12 protein-coding genes are annotated in these 11,069 nt (G+C 74.0%); 4 read left to right on the top strand and 8 right to left on the bottom strand.

Annotation, left to right across the window (positions count from 1 at the left end):
* Positions 1-837: sigma-70 family RNA polymerase sigma factor (locus LCD31_RS26605; protein ID WP_224962536.1), on the bottom strand; the 837-nt coding region annotated here is incomplete at its 3' end.
* A gap of 279 nt (positions 838-1,116) precedes the next feature.
* On the opposite strand from LCD31_RS26605, the gene LCD31_RS26600 reads away from it, so the two are divergent.
* The 3 genes from LCD31_RS26600 to purE all read left to right on the top strand — a co-directional run bounded on the left by LCD31_RS26600 (position 1,117) and on the right by purE (position 3,796).
* A complete protein-coding gene (locus LCD31_RS26600) occupies positions 1,117-1,914 on the top strand; it encodes a hypothetical protein (RefSeq protein WP_224962535.1) in 798 nt (265 codons plus the stop codon).
* 51 nt (positions 1,915-1,965) lie between these two features.
* Positions 1,966-3,150: a 5-(carboxyamino)imidazole ribonucleotide synthase gene (locus LCD31_RS26595; RefSeq protein WP_224962532.1), complete on the top strand. Its 1,185-nt coding sequence runs from the start codon at positions 1,966-1,968 to the stop codon at positions 3,148-3,150.
* A gap of 133 nt (positions 3,151-3,283) precedes the next feature.
* Positions 3,284-3,796 (top strand): 5-(carboxyamino)imidazole ribonucleotide mutase, encoded by a 513-nt coding sequence (gene purE / locus LCD31_RS26590; RefSeq protein WP_224962530.1) that lies wholly within the window; start codon positions 3,284-3,286, stop codon positions 3,794-3,796.
* Between the two features lie 54 nt (positions 3,797-3,850).
* Here purE and LCD31_RS26585 read toward each other — a convergent pair whose 3' ends face one another.
* The 4 genes from LCD31_RS26585 to LCD31_RS26575 all read right to left on the bottom strand — a co-directional run bounded on the left by LCD31_RS26585 (position 3,851) and on the right by LCD31_RS26575 (position 7,037).
* Positions 3,851-4,114 (bottom strand): lasso peptide biosynthesis PqqD family chaperone, encoded by a 264-nt coding sequence (locus tag LCD31_RS26585; RefSeq protein WP_224962528.1) that lies wholly within the window; start codon positions 4,112-4,114, stop codon positions 3,851-3,853.
* A complete protein-coding gene (locus LCD31_RS26580; RefSeq protein WP_224962526.1) occupies positions 4,092-5,933 on the bottom strand; it encodes an asparagine synthase-related protein in 1,842 nt (613 codons plus the stop codon). The genes LCD31_RS26585 and LCD31_RS26580 overlap by 23 nt, the downstream gene beginning before the upstream one ends.
* Positions 5,934-5,935: 2 nt before the next feature.
* Positions 5,936-6,064: a hypothetical protein gene (locus tag LCD31_RS29315; RefSeq protein WP_255615122.1), complete on the bottom strand. Its 129-nt coding sequence runs from the start codon at positions 6,062-6,064 to the stop codon at positions 5,936-5,938.
* Positions 6,065-6,254: 190 nt separating this feature from the next.
* Complete coding sequence (locus tag LCD31_RS26575; protein WP_224962524.1) at positions 6,255-7,037, bottom strand: thioesterase family protein; 783 nt, start codon at positions 7,035-7,037, stop codon at positions 6,255-6,257.
* Between the two features lie 192 nt (positions 7,038-7,229).
* On the opposite strand from LCD31_RS26575, the gene LCD31_RS26570 reads away from it, so the two are divergent.
* Positions 7,230-7,661 carry a DoxX family protein gene (locus tag LCD31_RS26570; protein ID WP_224962522.1) on the top strand — a complete coding sequence of 144 codons (432 nt, stop codon included), beginning with the start codon at positions 7,230-7,232 and terminating at the stop codon, positions 7,659-7,661.
* Positions 7,662-7,867: 206 nt separating this feature from the next.
* On the opposite strand, the gene LCD31_RS26565 is transcribed toward LCD31_RS26570, so the two are convergent.
* The 3 genes from LCD31_RS26565 to LCD31_RS26555 form a co-directional block, all read right to left on the bottom strand.
* Positions 7,868-8,581 carry a TIGR03089 family protein gene (locus LCD31_RS26565; protein ID WP_224962520.1) on the bottom strand — a complete coding sequence of 238 codons (714 nt, stop codon included), beginning with the start codon at positions 8,579-8,581 and terminating at the stop codon, positions 7,868-7,870.
* A 171-nt stretch (positions 8,582-8,752) separates the two neighbouring features.
* Complete coding sequence (locus tag LCD31_RS26560) at positions 8,753-9,925, bottom strand: LCP family protein (protein WP_224962518.1); 1,173 nt, start codon at positions 9,923-9,925, stop codon at positions 8,753-8,755.
* 146 nt (positions 9,926-10,071) lie between these two features.
* Positions 10,072-11,069, bottom strand: a 998-nt coding sequence (locus tag LCD31_RS26555) for an LCP family protein (protein ID WP_224962516.1), incomplete at its 5' end; no start/stop codon positions are given.

Here is an 11,069-nt window from a genome sequence, read left to right as displayed (position 1 = left end):
CGCCGCGGCGGTCGCCGAAGCACCGCCGCCGGAGAGCAGGTACGCCGTGGCACCGGTGCCGATCACCAGCGGCGCGATCACCGCGCGCAGGCCGCCGTTGACGTCGGCGAGCTCCGCCGCCAGCCCGCGGCACCGGTCGCAGCCGTCGAGGTGGTTGTCGACCTGCGCGGTCTCCCGCTTCGACAACCCGCCGCGCGTCCACGCGCCCAGCCGGTCCGCCGCCGCCCGGCAGGACGCGATCCCCGGTTCGTCGTCGGACAGCGAGCTCAGGTGCACCTGCAGGTACGCCTGGCGCAGGCCCTCCCGCGCGCGGTAGGCCAGCGCCGACACCCCGTTCGGGGTGAGGCCTAACAACGGCCCGACCTGGGCGGGCGTCTCGCCTTCCACCTCGATGTGCCACAGCACCGTTTTCCAGCGCTCCGGCAGCCGCGCGAACGCCCGCGCCGCCAGCGACCGCTCCAGCCCGGCGACCGCGGTGTCGGTGAACGGCACGCTCGCCTCGGCGCCGGAGACCTCGGTGACGTCCTCGGCCAGCTGCAGCTTCCGGTCCCGGCGCGTCCGGTCGTAGGCGACGTGGCGCAGCGCCGTCAGCAGGTAGGCGCGGAACGCCGTCGTCGGGCCGCGGCCGCCGCGCAACGTGGCCAGCACCTTCGCGAACGCCTCGGACACCAGGTCGTCGGCCTCGGCCTGCGATCTGGAGACCTGCCGGGCCATGTTCTGCGCGGCGGCGACGTGGCGTTCGTAGAGCGTCCCGTAGGCCTCCGTCGAACCGTGCCGGACGGCCTCGATCAGCTCGCCGTCGCTGGGGCCCTGCGCTTCGGCCGGGGCTGTGGCCACGCCGCACCTTCCTTTGTGTGGTCCGCTGTCCGGGGTGTGCCGCTGGTCGGGCGGGTCCGCGCTCGGGGTTCCGGTGCGACCAGCCGACCGGGTGCGTCCGGATCCGCCGATCGGAGCAGATCCGCTTCATGGAACCATCCGCGCGATCGCCCGTCGATCCGCCAACGTGATGCGAATTCGCGTCGAACCTCATTGTGATCGATGACTCCCCGCGCCCTGCACGCAGTCTTCCGTCATGGTCGAACGCGCAGGTCGTCTCCATGGTGAAAGGGGGTCGGGATGAGCAACTGGATTCAGGGGTGCACGGGGATCGACCGGTCGTTGCGGTCGCGGTGGCGCACGGCGAGCCTCGCGGCGGGATGGCCGTTCCCCAGCGATTGGGGGGTGCGCGCCGTCGACGCGGTGTGCCGGGCGGTCGCGAGCGGGGCGGACCTCACCGAACCGCTGGGCAGGCTCGGTGCGGCGCGCGCGGAGGCCGGTGTCGGGCTGGCCGAGGCGCTGCTGGACGTGGCCGCGCTGCACGCCGCGAGCACCGGCACCGGCGACGGGCTGGTCTCGCCGGACCAGGACTCGGTGCCCGCGTGGATGCTGCGGCCCTTGGCGCTCGGCTGGGCCGAGGTGCAGGCCGAGTACACCGTGGGGCGCGAGGTGCAGGACCCGCTCACCGGGCTCACCACCGCCTCCTACCTGCGGACCCGGCTGCACGAGGTGTACCGGAGCGCGCTGGCGGCCGGCCGCACCGCCGACGAGGACCACGCGCTGATCACGGTGTCGCTGGACATCCCGCCGGACACCGGCGGATATCCGATGATGATGGCGATGGTGCTGGCCGCGGACGTGCTGCGGGACGTGTTCGACGCGGGCGAGACGGTGTCTCTGCTGCGGCCGGACACCGCCGCGGTGCTCGCCGCCCGCCGGCCCTGCCTGGAGGAGCGGTGCGAGCGGGTGCGGATGCTGGTGCGGCGCAGCATCGCCGGTGATCCGGCGCTGCACCCGGTGGGGCCGGTGCGGGTCCGGCGGGAACAGCTGCCGGGCGATCCCGCCGCGGCCTGCGCCATGCTCGGCGCGGTGGACTGACCGTTCCCGGTGGTCCGGGTGCCGGAGGGCGGGCAGTAGGCTCTCCTGCTCGTGGACCACCGCACTCGCACTCCCGTCGTAGGCATGATCGGTGGTGGGCAGCTCGCACGGATGACCCACCAGGCCGCGATCCCGCTGGGCCAGTCCCTCAAGGTGCTGGCCGTCTCGCCGCAGGACCCGGCGGCGCTGGTCGCGCCGGACGTGCAGCTCGGCGAGCACACCGACCTCGACGCGCTGCGCACCTTCGCGGAAGGCTGCGACGCGGTCACCTTCGACCACGAGCACGTGCCCGGCGAGCACCTGCGCGAACTCGTCGCCGCCGGGGTCGCCGTGCACCCCGGGCCGGACGCGTTGCTGCACGCCCAGGACAAGCTGGTGATGCGCCGCGAGCTCGCCGGGCTCGGCTTGCCGGTACCGCCGTACGCCGAGGTCACCGAGGTCGCGCAGGCGCTGGAGTTCGGCGCCGAGCACGGCTGGCCGTGCGTGCTCAAGACCGCCCGCGGCGGCTACGACGGCCGGGGCGTGTGGACGCTGAACACCCCGGAGAGCGCCGAGCGCGTCGTCGGCGAACTCCTCGACGGCGGGGCGCCGCTGCTCGTCGAGCAGCGGGTGCCGCTGCGCCGCGAGCTCGCCGCGCTCGTCGCGCGCTCCCCGTTCGGGCAAGGCGCCGCCTGGCCGCTGGTGGAGACCGTGCAGCAGGACGGCATCTGCGTGCAGGTGCTCGCCCCCGCCCCGGACGCCTCGGAGGACCTGCGGAACGAGGCGCAGAACCTGGCGCTGCACATCGCCGAGGCCCTCGGCGTCGTCGGCGTGCTCGCGGTGGAGCTGTTCGAGACCGACGACGGGCTCGTGATCAACGAGCTGGCGATGCGGCCGCACAACTCCGGGCACTTCAGCATCGAAGGCGCCCGCACCTCGCAGTTCGAGCAGCACCTGCGCGCCGTGCTGGACTACCCGCTGGGCAGCACCGAACTCACCGCGCCCGCCGTGGTGATGGCGAACGTGCTCGGCGCGCCCACCGAACCGGCGATGGGCGTGGACGAGCGGACGCACCACCTGTTCGCCCGGTTCCCGCACGCCAAGGTGCACCTCTACGGCAAGGCCGAGCGGCCCGGGCGCAAGGTCGGCCACGTCACCGTCCTCGGCGACGACATGGCCGCCACCCGCCGCGAGGCGGAACTGGCCGCGCACTTCCTCTCCACCGGGGAATGGGCCGACGGCCACCCGATCCACTGACACCCGCCTCGGCGAGCACCGGGGGTGCGGGGCGGCTGCCCCGCGGACGTGATGGGCTGGACGGCGGGCGGTCGCTCGCCGCGACGACGAGCAGGAGCACCGGGCGCGGGCGCCCGGCGGGGAGGAACCGGAGATGGCGCAGGAACGGCCGCTGGTCGGCGTGGTCATGGGCAGCGACTCGGACTGGCCGGTGATGGAGGCCGCGGGGCAGGCCCTCGCCGAGTTCGACGTGCCGTTCGAGGCCGGCGTGTACTCGGCGCACCGCACCCCGCAGCGGATGCTGGACTACGCCCGCGACGCCGCAGACCGCGGCCTGCGTGTGATCATCGCCGGCGCCGGGGGAGCGGCGCACCTGCCGGGCATGGTGGCGTCCGCGACGGTGCTGCCGGTGATCGGCGTGCCGGTGCCCCTCAAGCACCTGGACGGCATGGACTCGCTGCTGTCGATCGTGCAGATGCCCGCCGGGGTGCCGGTGGCGACCGTCTCGGTCGGCGGGGCGCGCAACGCGGGACTGCTGGCGGTGCGCACGCTCGCAGCGGACTCCGGTGAGCTGGGCACCCGGTTGCGCGCGGCGATGGCGCGCTTCCAGGAAGGCCTGGAGAGCATGGTCCACGACAAGCACGAGGCGCTGCAGGCGCGCCTCTGACCGACCCGGGCGGCGGGACGTCGCCGCCCGCCGCCGCGGTGCCGCCCGGCGGACTCACCTGGTGGATTCCAGCAGGGCCGCGCCGCGGAGGCGTTCGACGATGGTGGCGACGTCGTGGCGGGCCACCTCCGCCGGGATGCGGTGGCGGTCGGCGAGCTCGCCCGCGATGCGGTCCGCGTCCTGCCCGATCAGCAGGCCGCGCAGCACCTGGGTGCCGGTGCGGTTGAGCAGCCAGCGCCGCCCGGTGCGCTCGTCGCGCAGCACCGTCCCGTCGCCGAGGTCGGTGGGGTCGACGTCAGGACGCAGTCGCAGGTGCATCGGTCCTCCCGGTGGAGCCCTGGGTGACGCCGCGCAGCCATGCCTCGCACCCCAGCAGGTGTTCCAGCGCGACCAGGGTGCGCGTTTCGACGTGCGGCGCGAGCAGGTGCTTGCGCAGCACGCCGGTGTCGACCAGTCCGTGCGCGGCGAGTTCCGAGTCGGTGAACAGCGCCAGGACGGCGCCGCGGTGGCGGCGGAACCCGATGTGCACGTCCGCCCCGACCCCGGCGTCCGGCCGGGGAGCGGGGACGGGCCGCTGCAGCACCGCGTCCGGTGCGGTGCCGCGGGCGGCTTCGGCCAGCAGCGGCTTGTACCGCCAGGGTGACGCCCGTTCGGCCGGGCGTACCGCGATCGCCGCTTCCACCACCCGGTCGTCGTAGTAGGGCAGTTCCAGCCGCACCCCGGCCGCCGCGTACCGCCGGACCAGCCGCCGGTACCCGGGTGCCGCGGTGCGCAGCGCGGTGAGCAGCTGGTGCCTGCCGCGGTCGGCCGCGAGCGGTTCGGCCTCGGTGGCCGCGGTGCGCAGCTCGGCGCGGGCGGCGGCCACCGCGTCGGCGCTCGCCCACGGCGCCGCGCGCAGCGGGGCGGGACCCCAGTCCAGCCCGGCGTGGTGCCGCGGCCCGTTCGGCGCGGTGAGCCGGTCGGACTGCTCCCGCCACCAGTGCGCCACGTCGTGCGCGGCCAGCAGCGCCGCCATCGTCGGCAGCAGCGGCCAGCGGTGCAGCGACCGGTATCCGCGCAGTTGCCGGACCGCTTTCACCGGGCGCTGCCGCAGCAGCGAATGCAGATGTCCGGGCGGGCCCCCGAAGATTTCATCTCCGCCGAATCCGGCGAGCTGCCGCTGCACGCCGTGCTCGGCGAGCAGTTCCGCGCACCGGCCCGTCGCGGCGAGTTCCCGGAAAAGCGGAATGGGTTCTTCGTGGTCGGTGAGCGCTCCCGGATCCTCGAATGCGGAGGGGAGTTCTCGCGGATCCAGCACGAGGTGCGTGCCGTCCGGCAATTGCCGCGCGCATTCGGCGGCGAACCGGTTCTCCCCGTTCTCGCGGTCGTTTTCCCGGCGGTTCAGCGTGACGAGCTCGGGTTCGTGCCGCGCGGTGAGGAAGCACAGCGCGGTGGAATCCATCCCGCCCGAGAGGTCGGCGCCGGTGCGCCCGGTCCCGGACCGGATCGCGGTGTCGAGCGCCTCCCGGGTGGCGCGGGCGCCGCGGCGCAGCGCCACGTCCGGTTCCGGCGGCCGCCACCACCGCACCTCCCGGGCCCGCTCGGCGGCGAGCCGCAGGTACGAGTCGGGGGGCAGCGCCCGCACCCCGGACCACGCGGTGCGCCGGTCCAGCGGCGGCCCGGTCGGTCCGACCGCCACCCGCAGCGCCAGCGCCTGCTCGTCGATGCCCGCGCCGGCCAGCTCGGCGAGCAGGTCGGCGCGATCACCGGCGATCGGGACGCCACCGATCCGGGTGTGGAACACCTGCCGCAGCCCGGAGATCCCGCCCTGCACCCGGACCTCGCCGCGCACCGAGGCGGCCAGGTGCACTCCGCCGGGCAGCCGGTGCAGCACCGCGTCCAGGTCGGCGACCGAGCGCAGCCCGTGCACGATCGACGCGAGCCGGGTCGCGTCGATCGGGCAGGACCCCAGCAGCGCCACCCGGACCGGCCCGAGCGCGACCGGGACGAGGTCGTCGGTGCGGAAGCGGCCGACCAGCCAGGGGTTCCCGGAATCGTGGCGGAGCACGATCCGCCCCTGCGCCGGGAATCGGTCGACGACGTTCTTCAATCCCGGCACGTCGGGCAGTACGACCCAACCGGAGTGGTGCTGGAGCATGCTCATTCCGTTCTCGGATCGGTGCGCGTCGCGGGGTAGGAGGAAAATGGTGCGGTGACCGGCTCGGGTAATTCCACGATTTCCACGAGCGTGGGAGTTTCGTAGCCGTCGGCAGCGGTCTGCTCGTCCATGAATGCCTCCGCAGTGGTGTGCAGGCACGGATTCATGCCGACGATCACACTGCTAGGAGCCCGGGTGGGGCACAATGCCTCCCGGGTGATGATGACCCCATTCGGTGAAGAAAGTACTAGTCACGTAACAATGCCCCGCGCGAAATGCGTCGGGACCATCTCCGCGATGTCGCGGCCGGGCCGCGCGGTCTCAGCCCAGGCGGTGCGCCAGCACCGCTTCGTGGGCCGTCCCGACCGGTCCGCGCTCGTCGAAGAGCCGGGCGCGGGTGACGCCGACGCCGGTGGGTTCGACGTCGCGCGCCATCTCCATCCCGAGCCATTCGCCGGCGGGTTCCCGGTGCAGGTACAGCGTGATGTCGCTGTTGATCCACGGGCCGAACAGCGAGCCGACGGGACTGCCCGCGCTGATGCAGTCGACGAGGACGGCGACCTGGCTCAGCCTGCTGGTCGGTTCGTCGGGCAGCAGCGGCAGCGGCAGCCGCATCCACGCCTGGGTGGGGCCGCCGGCGAGCTGGTCGCGGACCCAGCGGACCTGGACCACGTCGTGCACTCCCCAGCGCAGCCCGAGTTCGGCGGGCAGCAGCGAGGAGTCCGGCAGGCCCTGCGGTCCGGGGAACGGGGTGGGTTCGGGTGCGTGGTCGCCGTCGACCCCGCTGCGGCGCAGCACCTGGGCGGTGGCGCGGGTGACCTCGGTGCCGTCCTGGGCGAGGGTGACCTCGAACACGCGCAGCCGCTTGCCGGCCCGGACGGTGCGGGTGGTGGCGGTGATCCCGGTGCGGGGGACGGGGCGGTGCAGGTCGACGGTGAGCCGGGCGACGAACAGGTCGGGTTCGTCGAGGGCCTGCTCGACGGAGCGGGCGACGAGTCCGGCGACTGGGCCGCCACCGGTGAGCTCGCCCCACGGGTTGCCCGCGGCTTCGGTGGGCACGAACAGGTCGCCTTCGCGGCGGAACAGGCTCTCGTCTCGGCGCACGCCCGGATGCTACTCAGCAGTATCTTACTTTGGGTAGATCTGACGGCTGGGTCGTCCGGGCGCGTTCGGGTTCGGTCGTCCGGCGCAGCGGGGGTGCGGGTTCCGTGACCAGTTTCCCATTCGGCCTTTTATTTGAAACTTCATGTATATGCTGGGCGGTCGGAACCCCCGTGCCCCCCGAAAGGTGAGCTGATGCAGCACCGTCTCCGCGACGTCACGATCCTGCTGGCCAGGTTGGTCGTCGGCGTGACCTTCGTCTTGCACGCCTACCAGAAGTTCGTGCTCAACGGCATCTCCGGCGTCGGCGCCGGATTCGAGCAGATGGGCATCCCAATGCCCGTCGTCGCCGCAGGGTTCACCGCCACCGTCGAACTGCTCGGCGGACTCGCGCTCATCCTCGGCGTGCTGATGCCCGTGGCGGGCGTGCTGCTCGCCGCCGTGATGCTCGGCGCGCTCGTCACCGCGCACGCGAGCGCCGGCTTCTTCGCCACCGACGGCGGCTTCGAATACGTGCTGGTGCTCGCCGCGACGAGCCTCGCGCTCGGCTTCAGCGGGCCCAAGTACACCGTGCAGGCGCTGTTCACCGGCGGCGCGCAGGCCGAACGCGCCAAGGTCGACGCCTGACCCAGGTGCCGGGCGCGAGGCGGCCGCCGACCGAGGCGCCGCCGCGCGCGAGCACGGAGCCGCGCGGGCCCGACGCCCGGCCCGCGCGGCCGGTGGCTCCGGCGGGGGAGGCCGGACGGTTCGTGCTCCGCGACCCGGCACGCCGGGCGGCACCGCTCGGTGGTGGCGCCGCCCGGGGCGGTCGCGGAGCGCGGATCCGGCGGCGATCAGCCGTCGAGCTCGACGGTCACCTTCTCGTCCGCGCGGCGCCGCTGCGCCTTCGCCGGATCCGGATTGCTCACCTGCACCAGGGAACCCTGCGCCGACAGCACCGACAGCAGGCCGTCCAGCACGCCCTGCGGCAACGTCCAGTTCCGCGCGGACAGCACCCGCGCCCCGCGGTCCACGCCCTGCTCGGCGGCGCGCCGCGACGCCAGCCCCAGCACCTCGTCCACGCTGAACTCCAGCAGCGCGGGAGCACTGCCCGGCACCGGGTCGCGCGGGGCGAAGTCGTCCCCGTGCACCCGCACGTCCGAGGCGTAGTCCACGACCTCCGCGGGCAGCCCGCGCACCGGCCCGCCCATCGCGTCCAAGCCGACCGCGGCCACCACGTGCGCCCCCGCGCCCGCCTCCAGCACCGAACCCGGCACGAACGCCACCTCGGCGCCCTTCGGATCGGCGACCACGTGCGCTCCGCACCACCACGCGCCCAGCAGCACGCCCAGCGTCTGCCAGTGCGCGGGCAGCGCGACCGCCACCGGGGCGCCCGGCTCCACGTCGAGCTCGTCCACCAGCCAGTTCGCCGTCTTCGCCGCCCAGTTCGCGGTGGTGGCCCTGGACAGCTCGACCCGCGCGCCGGTCGCGTCGTCGTAGTGCGTGATCAACGGCCGCGGTGATCCGGCGGCCACCATCGGGGCCAGCAGCGCCTGCGTGATGCTCATGCGGGGACCCTAGTGGTTCTGCTGCTGAGCACGAGGGTGGTCCGGTCGCGGGTGTGGTCGCTGCTCATCGGCTTCGCCGCTGACGGGAAAGAGCCGCGGCCCGCCGGGGCGGTTCGACGGCGAGCGGTGCGGGTGTCCGGTGCAGCGCGGGAGCGGCCCGTGCGGTCGGGTTCAGTTGATGCAGGGGATGCCCGTGGAGCTGATCGCGGGTGCGGGCGGGCTCTGCCGCCGCGCCGAACCGTCCAGGTCCAGCGCCGGGCCCGCGCCGAAACCGGCGGTGGGCACCAGGCCGGCGACGAACCCGCGCACCTGCGCCGGATCCACCGTCACCACGCTCTGCCCGTGCTCGTCGCGGTCGCCGACCGAACGCACCGGCAGCGTCACGAACCGGACGCTGCCCGAGGCGAGGCCCTGCATCCGCGCCGCGAACTCGGTGACGTCCCAGCTCTGGTCCAGCACCACCGAGCGCCGCGCCGCCTCCTGCAGCTCGGCGAGCTTCGCCGGGTTCGTGAGCGTCCCGGTGGACAGCAGCTTGTCCGTCACCGCGGCCAGGAACGCCTGCTGGCGCACGATCCGGTCCAGGTCGCCGCGCGGCAGCCCGTGCCGCTGGCGGACGAACGCCAGCGCGTCGCCACCGGAGATGGTCTGGCGCCCTGCCGCGAAGTCCGCGCCCGAGTTTTTGTCGCTGGTGGCGTGCCGCAGGCACACCTCGACCCCGCCGAGCGCGTCGGTCACCTCGTAGAAGCCCAGCAGGTTCACCTCGGCGTAGCGGTCCACCCGGACGCCCGCGAGGCCCTGCACGCTCTGCACCAGCGCGCGCTGCCCGGCCAGCTGCGCGCGCCGCTCGGCGGCGGCGCCGGAAGCGGGGTCCTGCCGGGACGCGGCCGCCTTCGCCAGCCCGTACACCGCGTTGATCTTCTGGGTGCCGCCGCCGGGCACCGGCACCGAGGTGTCCCTGGGCAGCGACACCGCCGTCGGCTGCGAGCCGTCGTGCGGGATCCGCAGCAGGATCAGGGTGTCGGTGTTGAGCCCGCTGGTGCTCTCGGTGCGCAGCTCGCGCAGCACGCTCAGCGGCAGCGGATCGCCCTGCGCGTCGGTGCGGCTGTCGTTGCCGACCAGCAGCACGTCGGTGGCGGCGTCGTCGGCCGGCGGCGCGTCGGGGGTCTCGGTGAGCACCTCGGAGCCGCCGACCTCGTCGCTGAGCCGGTCCAGCGCGGTCCACCCGGCCGCGACGACCGCGAGCACGCAGGCCGACAGCAGCGCGATCACCGCCCGGCCGAAGATCCGCAGCGCGCGGCCCCCGCGCCTCCCCGGCGTCCCGGGGGCGTCCTCGTCGACGGCCACGGTCCCTCCCCGATGCGGCGGCCTCCCCGGCGGAGCCGCCCCGACAGCGGCCCGATTCCCAGAGTTGATCCACTGTAACCGGATCGCCCCGCCGAGCGGGCCCGTTCGGGCCGCGCGGCGGGGCGATCAGCGGGGTCGTGCCGGGATCAGTTCACGCAGGGGACCCCGCCCGCGTTGATCGGGCCGTCCGGCCCGTTCGGGTTCTGCTGCGCGGGCAGCGGCCTGGCCTGCCTGCCGCCGTCGAGCCGGATCTGCTTGCGACCGGCGAAGTTCTGCGTGCCGGGGCCCGCGTAGTCCGCGCCCAGGTACACCTCCACCGCGCCCGCGCCGAGGTTGCTGCTCTCCTTCAGCGGCAGCCCGCCGAGGCTCTCGGCGACCTGCTGCGCGGCGGCCTCGTCCCCGGGCGCGTGGTAGACCAGCGAGGTCGGCATCGAGTCCGCGTTGGAACTGCCGCCCTGGCTGAAGCCCTCCTGGCTGAGGCTGCTGAGCACGTCGGCGGCCAGGCCGGTCTTGCCGGAGGCGTTGAAGACGCTGACCGTGGTGCCGCTGCGCTGCTCCTCGGCGGCCTTCGCCTCCTGCTCCTTGGCCGCGCGTTCCGCGGGCGGCATCAGCAGGTTGTCCACGAACTGCTTGACCTCGCGCGGGTTCGCCTCGACGTCCTCGGCACCGGATTCGCCGACCAGCTCGATCGGGATGGTCTGGAAGTCGATGTCGCCACCGGCGATGCCGGACATCTGCTGGGCGAAGTCGACCACGTCCCAGCCCTGGTCCAGCACCACGGACTTCTCCAGCGCCTGCATCAGATCGCCGAGCTTGCTCGGGTTGCTCAGGGTGCCGGTGGAGAGCATCTTGCCCGCCAGTCCGGACATGAACACCTGCTGGCGCACCACCCGGTCCAGGTCGCCGCGCGGCAGCCCGTGCCGCTGGCGCACGAACGCCAGCGCGTCCGCGCCGGAGATCGTCTGCGGGCCCGCCTTGAACACCGCGCCGGAGTAGGAGCTGTCGTCGACGTCGTCGAGCAGGCACACGTCCACGCCGCCGACGGCGGTGGTGATGTCGTGGAATCCCAGCAGGTTGACCTCGGCGTAGTGGTCGATGCTGGCGCCGGAGAGCTCTTCGATCGTTTTGATCAGGAATTTCTGGC

The organism is Saccharopolyspora sp. 6M (genome assembly GCF_020176775.1).
Taxonomy (GTDB): domain Bacteria; phylum Actinomycetota; class Actinomycetes; order Mycobacteriales; family Pseudonocardiaceae; genus Saccharopolyspora_C; species Saccharopolyspora_C gregorii.
The sequence above is the reverse complement of the archived record's forward strand: the minus strand, read 5'-3'. Positions and strand labels throughout refer to the sequence as shown.

Bases quoted from the DNA above. Each gene is read 5' to 3' on its own strand.
- LCD31_RS26600 (WP_224962535.1), top strand. From the start codon at position 1,117: ATGAGCAACTGGATTCAGGGGTGCACGGGGATCGACCGGTCGTTGCGG.
- LCD31_RS29315 (WP_255615122.1), bottom strand. From the start codon at position 6,064: ATGGACGAGCAGACCGCTGCCGACGGCTACGAAACTCCCACGCTCGTG.
- LCD31_RS26580 (WP_224962526.1), bottom strand. From the start codon at position 5,933: ATGCTCCAGCACCACTCCGGTTGGGTCGTACTGCCCGACGTGCCGGGA.
- LCD31_RS26585 (WP_224962528.1), bottom strand. From the start codon at position 4,114: ATGCACCTGCGACTGCGTCCTGACGTCGACCCCACCGACCTCGGCGAC.
- LCD31_RS26565 (WP_224962520.1), bottom strand. From the start codon at position 8,581: ATGAGCATCACGCAGGCGCTGCTGGCCCCGATGGTGGCCGCCGGATCA.
- purE (WP_224962530.1), top strand. From the start codon at position 3,284: ATGGCGCAGGAACGGCCGCTGGTCGGCGTGGTCATGGGCAGCGACTCG.
- LCD31_RS26570 (WP_224962522.1), top strand. From the start codon at position 7,230: ATGCAGCACCGTCTCCGCGACGTCACGATCCTGCTGGCCAGGTTGGTC.